Origin of the sequence: Bacillus sp. Hm123, assembly GCF_051842975.2 — a bacterium.
Taxonomy (GTDB): Bacteria; Bacillota; Bacilli; order Bacillales; family Domibacillaceae; genus Bacillus_CE.
Window position 1 is genome coordinate 2,687,501 of sequence record NZ_CM200277.1, and the last position, 21,187, is coordinate 2,708,687.

A 21,187-nucleotide genomic window follows, 5' to 3' on the forward strand; every position below is an offset into this window, starting at 1 on the left:
CGACCTCTTGCATGCCATGCAAGCGCTCTCCCAGCTGAGCTAAGCCCCCTTCAAACGTCTCACATAATATTATATTCAAATTATAATAAATAGCAATAGCTTTTGTTTCAATTTTTCAAAAACGGGGATACTGTTGAAAGCGAAAAGTGGAAGGAGAGCTTTTTATGCTCCAGCAATTGTACTTTAAATTTGTCGAAGCCCCGATTATATTAAGAATATTTTCAATGGCGATTTTCTTCATTTTCGTTTTTGGTATAGCCATTCACCTGATCGAACCACAAACATTTCCTACAGCATTCGAAGGAGTTTGGTGGGCCGTCGTGACTGCGTCTACCGTTGGCTTTGGAGACTACGCTCCGAAAACCACACTCGGACGGTTGCTAGGTATCGGGCTGATCTTTATCGGTGCAGGATTCTTATCCTCTTATTTCATTAACTTAGCTACTACAGCCGTCACTTCACAAAATGCCTTAAAAGAGGGAAAGATGATATACACGAAAAAAAATCATTTAGTCATCGTTGGTTGGAACGAACGCTCTAAGGAAATGATTGATCAGCTACAGAAAATGTCCGTCCCCCGTCACATTGTACTAATCGATGACTCTTTACAAACCAATCCGTATGCAGCCAACACCGTCCATTTTATTCAAGGGGCCCCCTACAAGGAAGAAACGTTAAAAAAAATAAATCTAGAAGAAGCCAACATGGTACTCATTACAGCCGATCAACACAAAAACGAAGTATATGCCGACATGAATTCTGTTTTAACGCTAGTCGCAATGAAAGGCTACCGTCCAGATCTTTACTGCATAGTGGAAATTTTAACAAAAGATCAAGTCATTAACGCAGAGCGAGCCGGCGCAAATGAGATCATCGAGACAAATCGTCACGCCAGTTCGATTATGTTAAACAGTTTATATTTTAACGGTATTTCTAGCACTGTTATTCATTTGCTCGACCCACTAAATGGCGGACATTTAAAAATATCAGCCATGAAAACAGAGTGGAGCCACCTAAACTTCGGGCAATTAGCATCTTTGTTATTACAAGAGCAGACGTTATTGATCGGTATTCAAAAAGAGGAGAAAACTTATATTAATCCCCCCTTTGAATTCTCTATTGAGCCTAACGACAAGTTGTTAATTATTCAACGTTAAGAATCGCTTCTACTTCTTCTAACAATCGTTTTCCGGCAATGATATACTTTTCTTTCACTTGACCATCTGGGTCTTGCGGTTCAGAAAATTGATTAGTTGAACCGCTGACCACTCCTGCGCTGGCATAATCATCAAGTCCTCGTTGATATACATGGGCTAACACATACGGTTGGCCGAAACGAACGGATACTCCCGGTGAATCTAGCTGACCGTCTGTCGCTGAAAAGGGTAACCGTAAAAACTGATATCCTCCTTCATCATCAATTTTGTAATCAAATGAACCATGATCATAATCCCAATTCCCGCCGATTACAAACCCCATCGGCTTTAATTTTTGTTCCAACTCATATAAATTAAATTGCTTTCCTTGTAATGATGAAACAAGTGTAATCATGACACCCTCTCCTCCCTATGTTCCCATTTCCTTTAGTATTCCCGAAAACAAAAAAAACCGCGGATTTCTCCGCGATTTTTTATTTAGACGTTAATCTTTCTTCGAGCTCTTGCTTCTTATCTTCATAACCTGGCTTACCGAGCAAAGCAAACATATTGACTTTATACGCTTCAACACCTGGTTGGTCAAACGGATTGACCCCTAATAAGTAACAGCTCATGGCACAAGCTTTTTCAAAGAAGTATACAAGATAGCCGAAAGAGTAGGCATCCATTTTAGGAATTGTGACAATTAAGTTCGGTACGCCACCATCTGTATGAGCAAGCAAAGTGCCTTCAAACGCTTTTTGATTGACGAAATCGATTGTTTTTCCAGCAAGATAATTCAAGCCATCTAAATCAGCCCCATCTTCTTCAATCGTTTGTTCTTGTCTCGGCATTTCTACTTTAATCACCGTTTCAAATAAATCTCGACGCCCTTCTTGAACATATTGTCCTAATGAATGAAGGTCAGTTGAGAAGTTAGCAGATGCCGGGAAAATTCCTTTCCGATCTTTCCCTTCACTTTCTCCAAATAATTGCTTCCACCATTCAGAAAAATATTGCAGCCCCGGCTCATAATTCACGAGCATCTCAATCGTCTTTCCTTGGTTGTATAACATACGACGAATAGCCGCGTATTGATAAGCGATGTTTTGTTCTAGCTCCGACGCACTTAACTCCTCTACCGCTTGCGCCGCACCTTTCATCATCTCATTAATGTCCGCTCCACTTACAGCGATCGGTAATAATCCAACTGCTGTTAATACCGAAAAGCGACCCCCTACATCATCAGGGATAATAAACGATTCATATCCTTCACTTAGAGCAAGGGTTTTAAGCGCTCCTTTTTTGCGATCTGTTGTGGCATAAATCCGTTGTCTCGCCTCATCCACCCCGTATTTTTCTTCCAACAGCTTGCGAAACATTCGAAAAGCAACAGCCGGTTCGGTCGTAGTACCTGATTTAGAAATCACATTAATCGACCAGTCTTTCCCTTCTAATACATCACACAATTCTTTCATGTAAGAGGAGCTCAAATTGTTCCCTACAAAAAGAATTTGTGGAGTCGTTCGCTTTTCTTTTGATAAAAGATTATAAAAGCTATGACTCAGCATATCAATAGCTGCTTTTGCTCCTAAATAGGAACCGCCAATTCCGATGACTACTAACACATCTGAATCGCTTTTAATTTTGTCAGCTGCTTTTTGAATACGAGAGAATTCCTCTTGATCGTATTCAGTAGGTAATTCAACCCATCCAGTAAACTCCCCTCCTTGCCCTGTTTTTTCATGCAAGGAATGATGTGCCACCTTTACTGCATCTCGCAAATACTCCAATTCATGTTCACCAAAAAAGGATAATGCTTTGGAATAGTCAAACTTAATATGGGTCATTGCCACGAGGCCTCCGTTCTACTTTTTTCACTTTAACTTTAACTTTAACCGCGAAAGGAAGCAAGGGAAAAGGATAGAAATTTTTTTCTTTTTTAGTAGTGAATCACAATCTGTTCATACAAAAACATTTGCGAGAAATATCAGAATAATCACCGCTACATCTAGCGATAAGTTGCTCGTTGGATAAAGTGAAACTTCAATCAGCGGAGGTTTTCTTCATCTCCCACTGATTAAAAGAGGAACAAAGGCTAACGTCGCAACGTCCTGTTGCAACACCTTTGTAACCTGCATCGTGCAGGCCCGAACTAATCGGGCTTTTACGGACTGTTGATCTCCCACCTACACGTCTGCGCTTTTTCTGCCCTGTTGAGCTGGGTGTCTTACAGCCCGTTAATGCGGGATAAAAAAAAAGACAATAACACATACTAAAGTTGTCACAGATGAAAGGAGGAAATTTTATGAACGGGCTTCAACGTTTCGCTTTAGCCTTAACCATTATTGGAGCTATTAACTGGGGGTTAATCGGCTTATTCCGTTTCGATTTAGTAGCCGCCATTTTCGGAGGACAAACATCCGGTCTTTCTAGAACTATTTATACACTCGTTGGGCTTGCAGGACTCATCAACCTTGGTTTACTGTTCAAGCCAGATAAAGAAGTAAGATTCGGAAGAAACCCTGCCTCCACATAACCAAAATAAAGGCCAGTGAGATCATTCTCACTGGCCTGATTTCTGGCAATTACATGCGGTTTTTTATCTAATTATACCCATCCTCTGAACTTAGAAGCTTCAGCTGTTCTACGGACTCCTACCATGTAAGCCGCTAAACGCATATTCACTCCACGAGTTTGAGATGTTTCATAAATGTTATTGAACGCAGAAACTAACGTGTTTTCAAGCTTGTCATTCACTTCTTCTTCCGTCCAGTAATAACCTTGGTTGTTTTGTACCCACTCAAAGTATGAAACTGTTACTCCACCAGAGCTAGCTAACACATCTGGCACAAGAAGAATACCGCGCTCTGTCAAAATCTTCGTTGCTTCTAATGTCGTTGGACCATTTGCTGCCTCAACAACGATTGACGCTTTAATATTATGAGCATTTTCTTCTGTAATTTGGTTAGAAATTGCCGCTGGTACTAGAATATCGCAATCAAGCTCTAGAAGCTCTTGATTAGAGATTGTGTTCTCAAACAATGTAGTGATCGTTCCAAAGCTATCACGACGGTCAAGTAAATAGTCAACATCTAAACCGTTAGGATCATGAAGCGCTCCGTACGCATCTGAAATACCGATTACTTTCGCTCCAGCATCATGCATAAACTTCGCTAAGAAGCTTCCTGCATTACCAAAACCTTGGATGACAATACGCGCACCTTCCACGTCAATACCAACTTTTTTCGCTGCTTCTTTAATACAGATCGTTACCCCTTGAGCTGTTGCTTTCTCACGTCCGTGAGATCCACCAAGAACAAGCGGCTTACCTGTAATGAAGTTTGGAGAATCGTATTCACGAATGCGGCTGTATTCATCCATCATCCATGCCATAATTTGAGAGTTCGTATATACATCTGGAGCTGGAATATCTTTTGTCGGACCAACCATTTGACTGATGGCACGAACATATCCACGGCTCAAACGTTCGATTTCTCCCATTGACATTTGACGAGGGTCACAAACAACTCCGCCTTTTCCCCCTCCATACGGTAAGTCAACAATACCAGCTTTTAATGTCATCCATGCTGCTAATGCTTTCACTTCTTCTTCATTCACCTCAGGATGAAAGCGAACTCCTCCTTTAGAAGGACCGGCTGCATCACTATGCTGTGCTCGATATCCAGTAAACACTTTTGTAGATCCGTCATCCATACGTACTGGAATGCGGACTGTTAACATGCGAAGCGGCTCTTTTAAAAGCTCGTACATTTCTTCCGTATAGCCCAGCTTTGTCAGCGCCTCTTTAATGACATTCTGAGTAGATGTGAATAAATTTAGATTTTCCGACATTTGATATTCGCCTCTTTTATCTTATTATCAGTAGTTTGTACGAGGTTACCCTAGTACTTTTTGAATACGTTCGATTGCCCAATCCAATTCTTCCTTCGTAATCACTAATGGAGGAGCAAAACGGATCACTGTGTCATGAGTTTCTTTACAAAGCAAGTTTTCTTCTTTCAATGCTTCACAGTATTTACGAGCTGGTTCTGTTAACTCAACACCGATAAATAATCCTCTACCGCGAACTTCTTTAATGATTGGGTTGTTGATTTCTTTCAATTTACTTACAAAATATTCCCCTAATTCTAAAGAACGTTCAGCTAGCTTTTCGTCCTCAAGCACTTCAAGAGCCGCTAAAGATACCGCACAAGCCATTGGGTTTCCACCGAAAGTTGATCCGTGTGAACCAGGGTTGAACACACCTAAAATATCCTTGTTAGCAACTACACAAGAGATTGGGAATACCCCGCCTCCAAGCGCTTTACCAAGAATGTACATATCCGGTTCAAAACCTTCCCACTCACATGCAAACATTTTTCCAGTACGAGCAAGACCTGCTTGAATTTCGTCAGCAATGAAAAGAACATTGTTTTCTTTACATAGTTCATAAGCCGCTTTTAAATAACCAGCTGGAGGAATGTTAATACCCGCTTCCCCTTGGATTGGTTCGATAATGAAAGCTGCTGTATTTGGTGTGATCATTTCTTTAAGAGCGTTTACATCGCCGTAAGGAACTAGCTTAACACCAGGAAGCATCGGTCCGAAACCACGTTTGTATTCCGCCTCTGATGACAGTGATACTGCTCCCATTGTACGACCATGGAAGTTACCTTCGCAAGCAATAATTTCTGCTTGGCCGTCAGAAATTTTCTTAACATCATATCCCCAACGTCTTGCAGCTTTAATTGCTGTTTCTACAGCTTCAGCTCCTGTGTTCATCGGAAGTGCCATCTCTTTGTTTGACATTTGACAGATTTTCTCATACCAAGGGCCTAATTGATCGTTATGGAAGGCACGTGATGTTAACGTTACGCGATCCGCTTGCTCTTTCAACGCTTCGATAACTTTCGGATGGCGATGTCCTTGGTTTACCGCAGAGTACGCACTAAGCATATCCATAAATTTGTTACCTTCTGGATCTTTCACCCAAACTCCTTGAGCTTCAGAAATAACGATTGGTAGTGGATGATAGTTTTGCGCTCCGTATTGCTCTGTTTTTTCAATAATTTGTTGAGAATTAACGTTTGTAGTCATCATAGTCCTCCTCATGAATGTTCCGTACTTTATTATAAAAAAAAGGGGAGCGAAGTGCTTCTGCCACCTCTTCGCTCTTTCCCCTCTTTAGTCAAGCCACAGAATAAATATTACAGCATTTCTGAAGTTGTTTTCGCTTGCATGTGTAGCTGTAAGTAGTCAGGGCCACCTGCTTTAGAGTCTGTTCCTGACATGTTGAAGCCGCCGAATGGTTGGTAACCAACGATTGCTCCTGTACAGCCACGGTTGAAGTATAGGTTACCTACGTGGAACTCTTCACGAGCTTTTTCCATGTTGGCACGATTTGTTGTGATGACTGCACCTGTTAAGCCGTACTCTGTGTTGTTCGCAATTTCAAGCGCATGATCGAAGTCTTTCGCTTTCGCAAATGCCACCACTGGGCCAAAGATTTCTTCTTGCATTAAACGAGCTTTCGGATCAACATCCGCTACGATTGTCGGTTGAACGAAGTAACCTTTAGAGTCATCTCCTTCAGCACCTGTTAATACGCGACCTTCTTCATGACCAAGTTTCGCATAGCTCATCACTTTATCGAAAGCAGCTTGGTCAATTACTGGACCCATGTAATGCTCTAATGGATTACCCGCTGAAATTTCTTTCGTTAATTCTACTGCACGGTTTAGTACTTGATCGTACACATCTTCTACGATTACTGCACGAGAACAAGCTGAACATTTTTGTCCAGAGAAACCGAATGCTGATTTCACGATTGATTGAGCTGCTAATTCAAGATCTGCTTCTTTATCAACAACGATTGTGTCTTTTCCGCCCATTTCAGCGATTACACGTTTCAACCAAATTTGGCCTTCGTTTACTTTAGACGCACGTTCGAAGATGCGAAGACCGACGTCACGAGAACCTGTGAACGAGATGAAGCGTGTTTTCGGATGGTCTACTAAGTAGTCGCCCACTTCTGCGCCGTTTCCTGGTACGAAGTTTAATACGCCTTTTGGAAGACCTGCTTCTTCCATAACTTCAACAAATTTCGCTGCCACGATTGGCGTTGTAGAAGCTGGTTTTAATAGAACTGTATTTCCTGTTACGATTGCCGCTACTGTTGTACCAGCCATGATCGCAAGTGGGAAGTTCCAAGGAGAAATAATGATTCCTACTCCTAATGGAATATAGCCGTAACGGTTGAATTCGCCTGGGCGGCTTTCTACTTTCACACCGTCTTTAATTTGTAGCATTTGACGAGCGTAGAACTCTAGGAAGTCAATCGCTTCTGCTGTATCCGCATCCGCTTCGTTCATTGGCTTTCCTGCTTCTTTTGTTAATAAAGCAGAGAATTCATGCTTGCGGCGACGGATAATCGCAGCTGCTTTGAATAACACATCCGCACGAACTTCTGGCTTTACTTTCTTCCAAGTTTCAAATGTTTCTACCGCAGCTTGCATCGCTTGCTCTGCTAGCTCTTGGCTCGCTTTTGATACGCGACCGATGACTTCTTGCTTGTCTGCTGGGTTGTAAGAAGTGATTTTATCGTCTGTCGTGATTTTCTCTCCACCGATCACAAGTGGATAATCTTGACCTAAATAACCTTGTACAAGGGCTAACGCCTCTTCATATGCTTTTTTATTCTCTTCTTTCGAAAAATCTGTAAATGGTTCGTGTTTATAAGGAATCATGCTATTTCCTCCTTTTAGTTAATAAAAAATTTTTAGTGCTCATTTTTTCAACGAACGTACGTTCACTGAAAAATTTTTTTGCATAAGGAAAACCCTTACACTATAATAATGCAAAATATTATTGCTTTTTTCAAGTGTTTTTTCATAAAATAATAATAAATTTACAAACAGGGGGAAGATTTAATGTCTTTAAAAGATTTAGAATTATTATTGACGATGTATTCGGAAGTCTTAGAGAAAATCGATTTAGGCATACATGTTATTGATTCCAACGAGAAGACGATTATATACAATAAAAAAATGCGAGAGATCGAAGGCATGGGAATTGAAGATGTACTTGATCGAAACCTTCTTGACGTGTTCCAATTCGATCGTGCCGAAGATAGTACTCTTTTGCAAGTATTACAAACGGGAGAAGCAATTCAAAACATTAAACAAACGTACTTTAACATTAACGGACATGAAATTACAACGATTAACCATACGTTCCCGATTATCGAAGATTCAATGATCATCGGTGCTGTTGAAATAGCTAAAGATGTGACTAAGCTTGAAAAAATGATCCAAGAAAACATTTTGAAAAAAGGCGATACAAATTACACATTTGACAACATCATTAGCAAAAACCCAACCGTCATCGAAGCGATCGAAACGAGCAAGCGAGCAACGCGTACCTCTTCTTCGGTGCTAATTATTGGTGAAATCGGAACAGGCAAAGAATTATTCGCCGAAAGTATTCATAACGGCAGCTCTCGCTCTAATCAGCCGTTTATTTCTCAAAATTGCGCCGCCCTTCCAGACACGTTAATGGAGAGCATTCTCTTCGGTAGTAGCGGGGAATCTGACGCTACTGATGAGCGACCAGGATTATTTGAACAAGCCAATGGCGGCACTTTATTACTAGATGAAATTGATACGTTGAGTCTGACTTTACAAACGAAATTACTTCGTGCCATACAAGAGGGGAAAATTCGACGTGAAGGCAGCATGAAGGAAATTCCAATTGATGTACGTCTTATCGCGACTATTAGTGAAGACCCAATCGATGCCATCGCAGCAAACAAATTGAGAAAAGACTTATATTATCGCTTAAGTGTCGTCTCTGTTTTCATCCCGCCACTTCGCGAACGAAAAGAGGATATCGACCTACTTTCCCAGTTTTTCATCAACAAATACAATCACCTATTCGGTATGCATATTCAATCGCTTGATGAAGAAACAAAGGAATACTTCCATAATTACGAATGGCTAGGCAATGTCCGCGAACTGGAGCATACGATTGAAGGAGCCATGAACTTAATGGACCATGAAGAAATCATTACCTTCACTCATTTACCAAGCGCTTTCCGCAATAAATCAGGCATGAGTGTAGAGTCAAAGGAACTTGAAAAAATAGAAGGGTTTCTTTATCAACCAAAAACCGTTCTACCTCTGGATGAATATATCCAAGAAGCGGAAACTTATTATATTAAAAAAGCACTTCAACATCATGGACATAATGTAACCAAAACGGCGAAAGCACTTGGAATGAGCCGCCAAAACTTACAATATCGCATTCGAAAATATGATATTGGTAAAAAAATTCATTAAAGCAAAAAGAGCTACCTTCACACATCTGAAGGCAGCTCTTTTTCTTTATGATACTGATTGTTTTTGAAGTAGTTCTTTCTCTTCTATTTCTTTAATTTGTTCATCTGTTAAATATTCAATTTTCAGTCCAAGGAAAGCCATAATGATAGCGATTATTGGTACAGAGTAGTTCAAAACCGCATACGGTGCATAGTCAAACGGATGAACAGCTAGCATCGACACAATGAACACACCACAAGTGTTCCAAGGGATAAATACAGATGTAACCGTTCCTCCATCCTCTAACGCCCGCGACAAGTTTTTAGAGTGTAATTTCTTTTCACGGAATGCTGTAACGTACATTCTTCCCGGAAGAAGGATAGAGATATACTGCTCAGAAGCAGTTGCATTCGTAACAAAAGCAGACATAATTGTCGCTGTAATTAAGCTTCCTACGGAGCGAGCTAATTTCAAAATTTGTTGAACGATTGCTTTTAACATGCCTGTATGTTCCATGACACCACCAAACGTCATTGCCACAATCGTTAAGGAAACCGTATACATCATGGCATCAATTCCACCACGGTTAAACAATTCATCAACCATTGCATTCCCCGTTTCAATCGAGAATCCACTTTGAAGCGTGTTTGTCGCAACCGCTAAGCTTCCACCTTGAACAAACACATGACAAGCCCAACCGAGGAAAATACCGATAGCAAGAGCCGGTAAAGCAGGCATTTTCTTCGCTACAAGCACAATAACTAACACTGGAACAAGCAACAACCATGGAGAAATAACAAAGTTCTCACTTAAAGCTTTTAAAATTTCATCAATATTATTTGTATTTACGTTTGCTGAAGTGAATTGACGTCCAAGGAAAAAGTACACAACTAAAGCAATTACCATACCTGGAATCGTCGTGTAAAACATATGTTTAATATGGTCAAATAAGTTCGTTCCTGTAATACCAGCGGCTAAATTCGTTGTATCTGAAAGCGGTGACATTTTATCACCAAAATAAGAACCAGAAATAATCGCACCAGCGACCATCGGAGCTGGAATGCCCATACTAATTCCAATCCCCATTCCTGCTACACCGATCGTCCCCATCGTCGACCAAGAACTTCCGATAGCAAGCGTGACGATTGCACAAATAATACTAATTGACACTAAAAATAAAGAAGGAGTAATAATCTTCAATCCGTAGTAAATCATTGTAGCGACAATTCCGCCACCAATCCATGCACCAATCGTTAAACCAACCATAATGATAATTAAAATGGCAGGCAAGGCCATTTTAATCCCGTTATAAGCTCCTTGCTCGATCGTTTCCCATTTATATCCGTATAATAAAGCAATGATAGAAGCGGTAGCTGTTCCAATCAATAACGGGACGTGTGGGCTCCCTTCGAATTTGACGATCGTCACAGCCATCGCACTAATCATTATAATCATTGGTAAAATTGCAAATGCAAATGGCATTTTAATCTCTTGCGTTTCTTTCTGCATCTCTCTCTCTCCTTTACACATTATGACCTAAAACTAACTCTTAAGATAAAGTGAAAACCCTTACATGTAAGTGAAAATAAAAAACTTACCATGCAAATTAAGTTAGCGTATGCAAAATCTATTTGCACAAAGTGCTAATTTTTCTAAAGTTAAGATATTTTCAATTATACACATCTTTTGAAGTTTGAAAATATTTTTTTTATATTTTGTAGATTTCCACAAACAGTGGATAAATATGTAAGAGAGGCGATTAGCTTTTATCCACATAATAAAAAGCATGGGGCTCCGCTTCCCCATGCCTTTCTATCTTATTCATTATTAGTTATTTCTCTTCTTCCGATTGGGCAATCCATTCTTTCAATTTATGCTTTAGTGTATTAAACCCTTCACTATTTTCCCCTAGCTTAATACGACGCGCTTCATGAATAGAAGCTGGTTTAGATTCCGCTGTTGCCCGAATGGACAAGCTGATTTTTCCCTCTTCTTCATTCACTGAAATCACCTTCACTGTGACTTCTTGTCCCACTTTTAGATGATCCTGAATATCCTTGACATATCCATGAGTAATTTCTGAAATGTGAACCAACCCTTGCAGCCCGTTTTCAAGTGCAATGAACGCTCCATATGGTTGAATTCCTGTTACCTTTCCTGTTACAATTTGACCCGGTTCGTAATTAGTTCCCATCCAAACACTCCTAAAAAATTGTTTTCCTTATCTACGCATCAAAAAATTATACCATACCAGCAAAAAAATATCTAAACATACATATGTGATCATTTTCTTTACATAATAGGTGGTGAAAGCATTTACATTTTGATAAAATTCTGTGAATTGTGAAAAAGACCTGTTTTTTTGCATGAAAACATAGTAAGGTAATACAGTTATCATATATTTGAAAGAGGAGAATACAATGAGTACAAAAGAACAATGGTCTTCGAAGATCGGCTTTATCCTTGCAGCGGCAGGTTCAGCGATCGGACTCGGCGCCATTTGGAAATTTCCTTACATGGCTGGAACAAATGGAGGAGGAGTGTTCTTCCTTCTATTCATCTTATTCACAGTCATCATTGGAGCCCCTATTTTATTAGCGGAGTTTTTCATTGGGCGTCGAACACAAAGAGATGCGGTTAGTGCATTTAGAGAACTAGTACCGAATTCCGCTTGGCCGCTCGTTGGTATGCTAGGTGTTGGGTCTGGATTTATTATTTTATCCTTTTATAGCGTCGTTGGCGGTTGGATTTTATCCTACATTTTCCGAAACGGCACCGGACAATTATTCGCAGGAGAAACCGATTATAACGATTTATTCGGTCAAATCATTAGCAATCCTACGGAAGTATTACTCGCTCAAGGAGTGTTCATGCTAATGACCATCCTTGTTGTACAAGGCGGCATTCAAAAAGGAATTGAACGAGCGAGCGTATTTTTAATGCCAGCTCTTTTCTTATTATTTATTGCGCTAGTAATTCGTTCCTTAACATTAGATGGAGCGATGGAAGGCGTGAAATTCCTGTTGCAGCCGGATTGGTCACTCTTAACAGGAAAAACATCTTTACTTGCTTTAGGACAAGCCTTTTTCGCTTTAAGTATCGGTGTATCCATTATGATTACGTACGCGTCCTATTTAGGAAAAGAAGAAAACATGCCACGCTCTGTCATTTCGGTTGCTGGGCTAAATATCTTCATTTCACTTTTAGCCGGGCTCGTGATTTTCCCAGCCGTCTTTGCTTTAGGCTTTGAACCAAATGCAGGGCCAGGACTTGTGTTTGTCGTTCTTCCAGCAGTCTTTAATGAACTGGCCTTCGGTGGCGTCTTTTTCTTTATTTTTCTTTTATTGTTGTTGTTCGCTACACTAACATCGGCGTTTTCAATTCTTGAAATTGTAGTCGCTGCCTTTACAAAAGGCGATCCAAATAAGCGAAAAAAATTCACTTGGATCACGGGTATTCTTATTTTCATTACCGGTATTCCTAGCGCCCTATCGTTCGGGGTGTTCAGTGACGTCACGATTTTCAACAAATCGATCTTTGATTTTGCCGACTTCATTACAGCCAACATCGGAATGCCTTTAGGTGCATTATTTATTTCCATCTTCGTCGGCTACCGAATGAAGCGAAATGACGTCTACGAAGAAATCACACGTGGCTCATCAATGGGTGCCAAACTATTTACCGTCTGGTACTTCTGCGTCAAATACATCGCACCCGTCGCTATCATCATCGTCTTTTTACAATCATTTGGATTGTTTTAACGAAAAGCGGAGCCGACTGTTTAGACACGACAAGCAAATGACAGAATGACGTAATGGCGCACCTCAGCCATGTAGTCAGGCTGGCATTTGACTCGAGTGTCTAGGAGGCGGAGCTAGACAACAAGAAAAGCGGAGGGCGCCGATTAGGTGACCAATTGCAGCGGGCGGGCGACCAATTCGACAAATTTCTCGCCCGATTCGACAGCCGTTCCGCCCAATCAACCACCTTTCCAGCTCAAAAAATAGGGGTGTAGTCAAAAATCAGCGCAAACTGATTTTGGCTACACCCCTTCACTTTTTATTTTTCAAGAAATCGTTTGATTCGCTTCACTGCTTCTTGCAGTTGCTCCATTGATGAGGCGTAAGAACAGCGAATGTATCCCTCTCCACCTTTTCCAAACACAGACCCTGGAACGACAGCAACCTTTTCCTCTATTAATAATTGTTCAGCAAATTGCTCAGACGTTAGCCCCGTGCTTTGAATTGATGGGAACACATAGAAAGCGCCTCCTGGTACGTGGCATGTCAGTCCAAGTTCGTTTAACGATTGTGCAAAGTAATTACGGCGGCGACGATAATCCTTTTTCATCTCTTCTACATCGTTCATACCGGTTTGCAATGCTTCTAACGCCGCATATTGAGCCGGCGTTGACGCACACATCATCGTATATTGATGAATTTTTAACATCGCGGCTGTTAATTCACTTGGCGCGCAAACGAAGCCGAGACGCCAGCCTGTCATCGCAAACCCTTTTGAAAAGCCGTTAATTAAAATCGTGCGCTCGCGCATTCCTTCTAAGCTTGCCATCGACGTATGATGAATATCGTAAGCAAGCTCCGCATAAATTTCATCGGCAATCACTAACAAATCATGCTTTTTCACAATGTCAGCAATCGCTTGCAGTTCATCGCGGTCTAATTGCGTTCCTGTTGGGTTATTCGGTGAGCATAAAAGCAAGGCCTTCGTTTTCGGCGTAATCGCTCGTTCCAAGTCCGCTGCTTGTAGTTTAAAATCATGCTCGCCTGTTGTTCCTACCGTGACCGCTTTTCCGCCAGCAAGCTCCACTAAAGGAACATAGGATACGAAACAAGGTTCAACAACAACCACTTCATCGCCTGGATCAAGAATTGCTCTCATCGCCAAATCAATCGCCTGACTCGCTCCGACTGTGACGATGATTTCTTCTTCAGGTAAGTAAGGCACATAGAAGCGTTCACTCATGTAGTCGCTAATCGCTTGACGTAATTCCAATAAGCCCGCATTAGCTGTATAAGAGGTGTAGCCCTTTTCAAGTGATAAAATCGCCGCTTCCCTCGCTGACCATGAAGTGACAAAATCAGGCTCGCCCACGCCTAAAGAAATGACTCCTTCCATCGTCGCTGCTAAGTCAAAAAATTTCCGTATGCCCGATGGCGCCATCTTCTCAACTGATTTTGCTAAATAACTTTTCGTCGCATTCATTACGGAGACACCACGATTCTTTTATCATTTTTCTTTTGTTCATACACAATGCCATCATGCTTATATTTTTTCAATTGAAAGTGAGTCGTTGTCGAGACGACCGAGTCGAGTGTTGATAATTTCTCGGAAACGAAGCGAGCAATTTCATTCATCGATTTCGCTTCAACCGTCACGGATAGATCGTAAGCGCCGGACATTAAATAAACAGAGCTGACTTCTTTAAAGCGATAAATTCTCTCAGCTACTTCATTAAAACCGACTCCGCGCTTTGGCGTCACCTTCACATCGATCATTGCGGTGATACCTTGGTAATTATCAAGCTTTGCCCAATCAACGAGCGTCGTATAGTGAGCAATCACCTTTTCCTCTTCTAATCGCTTCACTAGCTTTGTCGTCATCTCTTCTGTCTCACCAATCATTTTCGCTAAATCCCCCATAGATAGGCGAGCGTTTTGTTCAAGAATTTCTAATATTTCTATTTCTTTATCAGTTAAATGCATACAAATTCCTCCAATCACATCGTTATTATAACAAAAAAACAAAACGATTCATGGTTTTCAACAAAAATAATTATATAATTTGTTATTTTACACAAATGATAATTAAAAAAACGAGGTTGTCAGTCATCCACGACAACCTTTCACTTAGTGAATCATCACAATTCGCATGCGGCATGATGTTTCACTTGTAACAATCGAACGGCTATCGGCTGGCAACGCTCAACAGCTAGTTCGGCATCAAACGAGAACTCATAAATTTCTTTAATTCGAGCCGCTAATTGATCAGCATCATCTAGCTGATGAACAGCGTAGATCGCATCGGCCGACTCCGTATCATAAAAATCACTACCGACAGCAAACGGGTCCCATTCACGAAGAATATGCCCCAGCTCTATATTTAGTTTGACTGTTTTGTCCATACGTTGATCCACCTTTTAAAAATTTCCTGTAAAAAGTTTAAATCATTGTCATTCTTACTAGAAATACTTTACCATGACTATATACTATTTGTCAGGGATGGTGAGAATTTTGAGTAAATTAGACCGAATGATTAATCGTACAGGTACAGGGGCAGTAAAGTGGGATCTTTTAAAAGACATGTTTGGCGTTGAAGATGCGTTACCGATGTGGGTAGCTGACATGGATTTCGAAGCGCCAAATCCAGTGATTGAAGCAGTCAAACAGCAAGTGGAACATGGTATTTTTGGCTACACAGCTATTCCAGCTTCCACGAAAGAAGCGATCCAAGCATGGCAAGCATCACGCCACAATTGGGAGATTGAAACAAACTGGTTGCTCTTTAATCATGGAGTCGTGCCGTCTATCAGTCTAGCGATTGAAGCGTTGACGGAAAAAGGCGACGCTATCGTTGTTCAATCACCGGTATATACACCTTTTTTTGAGATGATTGAGCGCAATGAACGACAAGTGGTGAATAACCAGTTAGTGTTAAAAGACAATCATTATTACATCGATTTTGACGACCTTGAGCAAAAGTTAGCCGCAGAAGAGGTCAAATTACTGTTGCTTTGCAGCCCACATAATCCAGGTGGACGAGTATGGACAAAAGAAGAATTAACGAAAATCGCTGAGCTTTGCCAGCAGCATCGCGTCATCATTGTCTCAGATGAAATTCATGGGGATTTAACAGCCGCTCCTCATGCCCATACTCCGATTGCTTCAATCAAAAAAGACGATCAAGACTTGATCGTCACACTGATTGCACCGAGTAAAACGTTTAATCTGGCCGGCTTACAAGCTTCCGCCATCATCGTGCCGAATGAAGGACTACGAAATAAACTGAAAAAAGCTCAAGCGAAGCAAGGTTTTTTCACCTTAAATATGATGGGCATTGCGGCGATGGAAGCGGCTTACCGTGAAGGAGGTCCGTGGTTAGATGAAGTGATCGCTTATATTCATGAAAATATCCAGCTAGTCGAAAACTATATTGCTCGCGAAATCCCTGAATTAACCGTGATGAAACCAGAGGGGAGCTACTTAATCTGGATCGACTGCCGTCGTCTAGAGCTAAGTGATGAGGAATTGATGAAAAAAGTGCTCCATGACGGCAAGCTCGCTCTCGGTCAAGGCTCAAACTACCGCGCAGGTGGTGAAGGCTTCCTACGCATGAACGTCGCCTGTCCACGTGCCATGGTAGAAGACGGACTACAACGACTGAAAAAAGCAATTAAAGGGTAATAACATAAAAAGAGATGCCTCCAATCGGCATCTCTTTTTATACTCCCTTTTTATTTCCCCAGACAAATGTATGGAGCTGAGGAAGGACACGAACACTTTTCCAATCAGCGTCGGACACCGTTTGTTCAATGAGCCATTCGTATTTTTTAACAAGATACGGTAATAGCTCAGCGTCGTTGATTTCTTCAAGACGATCATTCCCCGTTTGTAAAAAGAACGGCACTTGGGGAAATTGCTGATGGACGATTTTCGCATAGGCCAAATCTGCTTCATCAAAGATGACAACCTTCAAGCTAATGCTTCTCTCTTTTTCTTCAAGACGTTGAACGATCAGCGCTAGTTGTTTAAAGTCCGTTGTCATTCCAGAGCTTGGCGGCTTCGGCGAGATCGTCAGCTCATCAATGTCGTAAAACCAATCTTGCCAACGGCTCCCTTGCGTTTCTAATGCGGTTTGTACATCGTGCTGGTGCAGTTCACTAACTAAGTCAGCGATTTGTGGAAATAACGCTGGATTCCCACCTGAAATCGTGACGTGATCAAACGTCTGACCTCCTAGTTGTTCAAGCTCCGACCAAATTTCTTCCGCCGTTAACAAGCGAATATCCTTTTTCGCTGAGCCATCCCATGTGAAAGCGGAATCGCACCATGAACAGCTGTAATCACAACCAGCTGTTCGCACAAACATCGTCTTACGACCAATAACCATCCCTTCCCCTTGAACGGTCGGACCAAATATCTCAAGCACAGGAATTTTACGTTTCATCGGAAATCCTCTTCCTGCGGGCGATAAACGACATAGCTCGTCGGTGTTTCACGCAAAAATACTTGGAGACAGCGCGGTTTGTTGGTCATGTTATTCAATGACTGCTGCATCACTTCCCAAATGGTTCGAGCGACGACTTCTGTAGTTGGAAAATGATCCGGGTTTTCTTCATTAAATAAAGCATCCTCATTTAACAATCTATGATCAAATCGTTTATGGATCAACTGTTTAATCTCTTGAAAATTCACTAAAAAACCTGACTCATTCAGCTCATTGCCAACGACCGTGACATTGACGAAATACGTATGCCCATGCAATCGACGACAGGCGCCTGCGTCTTCATGCGGAACATAATGAGCCGCAGCAAACTGAAAGTCTTTATTTAATTCATAACGATACGAATGAACAGGTGCTGGATAGATTTGTTGAATCATGATTGTGCCGCTCCCCTCCTCGCTAAGTATTGGTCAAGACCTCGTTGACGGAGCTTACACGCCGGGCATTCGCCACAACCGCTCCCTTTAATTCCGTTATAGCAAGTCAACGTGCGCTCACGAACATAATCGAAGGCATCTAGCTGATCAGCTAGCTCCCATGTTTCGGCTTTATCGAGCCACATTAACGGCGTGTGGATCACAAAAGAAGTATCCATCGACAAATTTAATGTGACATTCAATGATTTAATAAACACATCGCGGCAATCTGGATAACCGCTGAAATCTGTTTCACATACACCAGTAATCAAATGCTTTGCCCCGTACTGCTTCGCTAGTACAGCCGCAAATGATAAAAACAATAAGTTTCTGCCTTCCACAAAAGTAGATGGTAATTCGCCTTCTTTTTCGTCAATTTCAATATCCGTACGAGTTAAGGCATTCGGCGAGAGCTGATTAAGAAGCGACATATCTAACACATGATGCGGCACTTGTAAGTCTTTCGCAATATCAGCCGCACATTCTAACTCTAGTTGATGGCGCTGACCGTAATCGAACGTTACCGCGATTACTTCCTTAAATCGTTTCTTCGCCCAAAATAAACAAGTGGTGCTATCTTGACCACCGCTAAATACAACAACTGCTTTTTCCTGTTTCAACATTTATCTTCCCTTCTTTTGAAAGAAAAAAAGATTCAAGAACTAGTACTCTAAAGAAATGACCTTGCAAAAGACCATAGAAAAAAACCGTCTGAAAATAGACAGGCTTTCTCGTAGTTTTTTATAGAGGGAGTTCGCGAACCTCTCCTGCTCATCCGCAGAATTCTTTCTTTAGTTCCTGTTCAATATAACATAATCACTCACAAAAAAGCAAAGTGCCTAGTCATCACTAAGCACCGATCCGAGAACTATTCACCTATTTTATATTTTCCTTCTAGCTCCTTCGCTTTTTCCTCTTCTTTTTTGGAAATTTTCTTTACAAAAAGAAAGACTAAAACCGCTGCTGTCACAAAGATGGTCATCGAAATCGCCGCAGGAATATATTCTGATTTATCTTCTGGAAAATACAAATAAAACATATTTAAGACGAATGAATTCAGTAGCATAATATCCCCTTTCTTATACAACCTTTTCCATCTATTATACCTTGTCCCATTTACAAAACCAACCATATGAAAAAAAACAGCCGCTCCCATAGCGACTGCTTCATCATTTATTCACTTATTGAATCACAGTGATTTTCTCAATAACGATATCTTCTTCTGGCTGATCTTGAGCTGCTGTTTTCGCATTAGCAATCGCGTCAACAACATCCATTCCTTCCACTACTTGACCAAATACCGTATGACGGAAATCAAGCCAAGGCGTACCACCATTCTCCATATAAAAATCGGTTACTTCTTTCGGATACCCTGCTTTCTCCATTTGCTCTCTAAAGCCTGGGTCCATTTTGTTGTTTTGTACGATAAAGAATTGGCTACCATTCGTGTTCGGACCAGCGTTTGCCATCGATAAAGCACCGCGGAAGTTAAATAATTCACGAGAGAACTCATCTTCAAAAGACTCACCGTAAATGCTTTCGCCACCCATACCTGTTCCTTCTGGGTCTCCCCCTTGGATCATGAAATCTTTAATGACACGGTGGAAAATTAAACCATCGTAGTAGCCATTTTCACTATGTGTAATAAAGTTTTCAACTGTTTTAGGCGCTTGTTCTGGGAATAGCTTAATTTTGATCGTGCCTTTCGTTGTTTTCATTTCAACGAGCTTTTCATTTTTTGCGACTTCTGTCGTCAATTGTGGATAAGTCATCTCTTTATCCCCTTTCTCTTTATGTAAGTTTTGTTCTTTCGCAGGCAATTCAACTTCTTGTGACTTCTCTCCACTGCATCCTGCGATCACAAGGAGAAAAACGATAATTAGTATCGGAAATAGTCGTTTCATAAGCTTTAGCCCTCCTGCTTTTCCTACTTTACCCGATTTCCGTTAAAAAATCACCTTCATTCCCTTCACCTTCATTTTTTGATAAAGTGAAGAAAAAGGAGGAGAGATTATGCAAGTTGGAAACATTGTTACCGCATTTTATAAAACTGGAAAATATATTGGAGAGATCACAGCGATTCGTGAGGGATTCTATACGGTGAAAATAGCAGCCGTCCTACGTCACCCGGCTCAAGGGGATCTTCATAACCCAAAGGAAGTAAACGTTCCTTTTTTCCATGAACGAAAGGCGCTTGCTTTTCGCGAGCAAGCGAACATTCCTGAAAAAACGGTTCATTTGTATGAGGGAGATGTGCCTGATTACTTTGACACATTAAAAGACGCCGTGCAACGTCTGAAAGATCGACTAGAACAAGAGAATACACCCTTTTCACAAAAAAGCCTTGAAGCTTTACGTGGTGTTCAAAGAGAATACGAACTCATGTACAACTTGAAATGGGAATAGGCCGAATCCATGAAGAGATTCAGCCGTTAAGCCATTTGATCGAACAACTTGGAAAAATCAACAAGATCCCCGATCGTTGGCGGTTCTGATTTTTTCATATACTTTTTATCTTTTTCTACAAGATTATAAATATGGTACGTCGTCAATGCATCGTCGAGCGCTCGGTGATGCTTGCCTGTACCCTCTTTGCCGTACTCCTCAACCGCTTTCCATAAGCCCGTCTGATTGCGGTCACCGAAAAATTGCTTATATTCCATCGATAGATCAATAAACGTACCTTGTAGCGGAAAGGCTACACTCGCTTTGTCACAATTATGGCGCAACACCTTCATATCCATATTGCCCCACGTAATAATTTTGTCTTGGTCACTTTGATTTAACCTGGCTAACAGATTGACTAAATCAACTAAAGGAACTCCTTCATCTACTTGTTTCTGACTAATATCAAGGAATCGTTTGCAGCGAGGGGTCAATTTAGGAAAAGCGGTCGGAATCACGTAGGAAGAATATTGTTCAATCATCGTTCCCTGCTCCACTGCCACAACCCCAGCTTCAATAATTTCTGGATAAAACCCTTTCCGGTACACCTTCGCATCTGGCATCGAAAACTCAAAATCAATGAAAAATAACCTTTGATGCAACTCACTCACTCCTCTCCTCAAAATTTCCT

Annotated in this window: 22 protein-coding genes, 1 tRNA gene and 1 riboswitch (1 of these 24 only partly in view); of the genes, 6 read left to right on the forward strand and 17 right to left on the reverse strand. The window is 41.2% G+C overall.

The features are described from left to right. Positions 1-49 (reverse strand) — tRNA-Ala (locus ACSVDJ_RS14020); it reaches 24 nt to the left of the window's first position. Positions 50-164: 115 nt separating this feature from the next. On the opposite strand from ACSVDJ_RS14020, the gene ACSVDJ_RS14025 reads away from it, so the two are divergent. After that, the gene (locus tag ACSVDJ_RS14025) at positions 165-1,157 is read left to right on the forward strand and encodes a potassium channel family protein (RefSeq protein ID WP_439166576.1); all 993 of its coding nucleotides are present in this window, start codon (positions 165-167) and stop codon (positions 1,155-1,157) included. Here ACSVDJ_RS14025 and ACSVDJ_RS14030 read toward each other — a convergent pair. Beyond that, positions 1,144-1,551, reverse strand: a complete 408-nt coding sequence (locus ACSVDJ_RS14030) for a YugN-like family protein (RefSeq protein WP_439166577.1) — start codon at positions 1,549-1,551, stop codon at positions 1,144-1,146. The genes ACSVDJ_RS14025 and ACSVDJ_RS14030 overlap by 14 nt on opposite strands. A gap of 79 nt (positions 1,552-1,630) precedes the next feature. Beyond that, positions 1,631-2,986 carry a glucose-6-phosphate isomerase gene (locus ACSVDJ_RS14035; protein WP_439166578.1) on the reverse strand — a complete coding sequence of 452 codons (1,356 nt, stop codon included), beginning with the start codon at positions 2,984-2,986 and terminating at the stop codon, positions 1,631-1,633. Positions 2,987-3,444: 458 nt separating this feature from the next. Here ACSVDJ_RS14035 and ACSVDJ_RS14040 point away from each other — a divergent pair, with 458 nt between their 5' ends. Then, on the forward strand, positions 3,445-3,675 hold the full coding sequence (locus ACSVDJ_RS14040) for a DUF378 domain-containing protein (protein WP_439166579.1): 231 nt from the start codon (positions 3,445-3,447) through the stop codon (positions 3,673-3,675). Between the two features lie 71 nt (positions 3,676-3,746). Here the strand turns inward: ACSVDJ_RS14040 and ACSVDJ_RS14045 are convergent, their stop codons facing one another. The 3 genes from ACSVDJ_RS14045 to pruA all read right to left on the reverse strand — a co-directional run bounded on the left by ACSVDJ_RS14045 (position 3,747) and on the right by pruA (position 7,885). Beyond that, positions 3,747-4,991 (reverse strand): Glu/Leu/Phe/Val family dehydrogenase, encoded by a 1,245-nt coding sequence (locus ACSVDJ_RS14045; RefSeq protein WP_439166580.1) that lies wholly within the window; start codon positions 4,989-4,991, stop codon positions 3,747-3,749. 45 nt (positions 4,992-5,036) lie between these two features. Then, entirely contained in the window at positions 5,037-6,236 is a 1,200-nt protein-coding gene (locus ACSVDJ_RS14050) for an ornithine--oxo-acid transaminase (RefSeq protein WP_439166582.1), read from the reverse strand. A gap of 110 nt (positions 6,237-6,346) precedes the next feature. Continuing rightward, positions 6,347-7,885 (reverse strand): L-glutamate gamma-semialdehyde dehydrogenase, encoded by a 1,539-nt coding sequence (gene pruA, locus ACSVDJ_RS14055; protein WP_439166583.1) that lies wholly within the window; start codon positions 7,883-7,885, stop codon positions 6,347-6,349. 183 nt (positions 7,886-8,068) lie between these two features. Here pruA and ACSVDJ_RS14060 point away from each other — a divergent pair, with 183 nt between their 5' ends. After that, the gene (locus ACSVDJ_RS14060) at positions 8,069-9,475 is read left to right on the forward strand and encodes a sigma-54 interaction domain-containing protein (protein WP_439166584.1); all 1,407 of its coding nucleotides are present in this window, start codon (positions 8,069-8,071) and stop codon (positions 9,473-9,475) included. Positions 9,476-9,520: 45 nt separating this feature from the next. Here the strand turns inward: ACSVDJ_RS14060 and nhaC are convergent, their stop codons facing one another. Both nhaC and yugI read right to left on the reverse strand, forming a co-directional pair. Beyond that, positions 9,521-10,963, reverse strand: coding sequence for a Na+/H+ antiporter NhaC (nhaC, locus tag ACSVDJ_RS14065; protein ID WP_439166585.1), 1,443 nt, complete (start codon positions 10,961-10,963; stop codon positions 9,521-9,523). A 322-nt stretch (positions 10,964-11,285) separates the two neighbouring features. Next, complete coding sequence (gene yugI, locus ACSVDJ_RS14070; RefSeq protein ID WP_439166586.1) at positions 11,286-11,648, reverse strand: S1 domain-containing post-transcriptional regulator GSP13; 363 nt, start codon at positions 11,646-11,648, stop codon at positions 11,286-11,288. A 226-nt stretch (positions 11,649-11,874) separates the two neighbouring features. On the opposite strand from yugI, the gene ACSVDJ_RS14075 reads away from it, so the two are divergent. After that, positions 11,875-13,215 (forward strand): sodium-dependent transporter, encoded by a 1,341-nt coding sequence (locus tag ACSVDJ_RS14075; RefSeq protein WP_439166587.1) that lies wholly within the window; start codon positions 11,875-11,877, stop codon positions 13,213-13,215. A gap of 298 nt (positions 13,216-13,513) precedes the next feature. Here the strand turns inward: ACSVDJ_RS14075 and ACSVDJ_RS14080 are convergent, their stop codons facing one another. The 3 genes from ACSVDJ_RS14080 to ACSVDJ_RS14090 all read right to left on the reverse strand — a co-directional run bounded on the left by ACSVDJ_RS14080 (position 13,514) and on the right by ACSVDJ_RS14090 (position 15,596). Further along, positions 13,514-14,677 (reverse strand): aminotransferase, encoded by a 1,164-nt coding sequence (locus ACSVDJ_RS14080; RefSeq protein WP_439166588.1) that lies wholly within the window; start codon positions 14,675-14,677, stop codon positions 13,514-13,516. Next, a complete protein-coding gene (locus ACSVDJ_RS14085) occupies positions 14,677-15,177 on the reverse strand; it encodes an Lrp/AsnC family transcriptional regulator (RefSeq protein ID WP_439166589.1) in 501 nt (166 codons plus the stop codon). The genes ACSVDJ_RS14080 and ACSVDJ_RS14085 overlap by 1 nt, the downstream gene beginning before the upstream one ends. A 155-nt stretch (positions 15,178-15,332) precedes the next feature. Further along, positions 15,333-15,596 (reverse strand): DUF1871 family protein, encoded by a 264-nt coding sequence (locus tag ACSVDJ_RS14090; protein WP_439166590.1) that lies wholly within the window; start codon positions 15,594-15,596, stop codon positions 15,333-15,335. 109 nt (positions 15,597-15,705) lie between these two features. Between ACSVDJ_RS14090 and ACSVDJ_RS14095 the strand changes: the two genes are divergently transcribed. Continuing rightward, complete coding sequence (locus ACSVDJ_RS14095) at positions 15,706-16,875, forward strand: MalY/PatB family protein (RefSeq protein WP_439166591.1); 1,170 nt, start codon at positions 15,706-15,708, stop codon at positions 16,873-16,875. Positions 16,876-16,912: 37 nt separating this feature from the next. On the opposite strand, the gene queE is transcribed toward ACSVDJ_RS14095, so the two are convergent. From queE to ACSVDJ_RS14120, 5 genes are all read right to left on the reverse strand, one after another. Then, positions 16,913-17,638 carry a 7-carboxy-7-deazaguanine synthase QueE gene (gene queE / locus ACSVDJ_RS14100; RefSeq protein ID WP_439166592.1) on the reverse strand — a complete coding sequence of 242 codons (726 nt, stop codon included), beginning with the start codon at positions 17,636-17,638 and terminating at the stop codon, positions 16,913-16,915. After that, positions 17,635-18,072, reverse strand: a complete 438-nt coding sequence (gene queD / locus ACSVDJ_RS14105; protein WP_439166593.1) for a 6-carboxytetrahydropterin synthase QueD — start codon at positions 18,070-18,072, stop codon at positions 17,635-17,637. The genes queE and queD overlap by 4 nt, the downstream gene beginning before the upstream one ends. Next, positions 18,069-18,731 (reverse strand): 7-cyano-7-deazaguanine synthase QueC, encoded by a 663-nt coding sequence (queC, locus tag ACSVDJ_RS14110; RefSeq protein ID WP_439166626.1) that lies wholly within the window; start codon positions 18,729-18,731, stop codon positions 18,069-18,071. Before queC ends, queD begins: the two co-directional genes overlap by 4 nt. 107 nt (positions 18,732-18,838) lie before the next feature. Beyond that, positions 18,839-18,882, reverse strand: a riboswitch (PreQ1 riboswitch). A gap of 97 nt (positions 18,883-18,979) precedes the next feature. Next, on the reverse strand, positions 18,980-19,177 hold the full coding sequence (locus tag ACSVDJ_RS14115) for a hypothetical protein (protein WP_439166595.1): 198 nt from the start codon (positions 19,175-19,177) through the stop codon (positions 18,980-18,982). Between the two features lie 115 nt (positions 19,178-19,292). Continuing rightward, positions 19,293-20,015, reverse strand: a complete 723-nt coding sequence (locus ACSVDJ_RS14120; RefSeq protein ID WP_439166596.1) for a peptidylprolyl isomerase — start codon at positions 20,013-20,015, stop codon at positions 19,293-19,295. 109 nt (positions 20,016-20,124) lie between these two features. Between ACSVDJ_RS14120 and kapB the strand changes: the two genes are divergently transcribed. Beyond that, positions 20,125-20,517 carry a kinase-associated lipoprotein KapB gene (gene kapB / locus ACSVDJ_RS14125; RefSeq protein ID WP_439166597.1) on the forward strand — a complete coding sequence of 131 codons (393 nt, stop codon included), beginning with the start codon at positions 20,125-20,127 and terminating at the stop codon, positions 20,515-20,517. Between the two features lie 26 nt (positions 20,518-20,543). Here kapB and kapD read toward each other — a convergent pair whose 3' ends face one another. Next, positions 20,544-21,119, reverse strand: a complete 576-nt coding sequence (gene kapD / locus ACSVDJ_RS14130) for a 3'-5' exonuclease KapD (RefSeq protein WP_439166628.1) — start codon at positions 21,117-21,119, stop codon at positions 20,544-20,546. Positions 21,120-21,187: the final 68 nt, after the last annotated feature.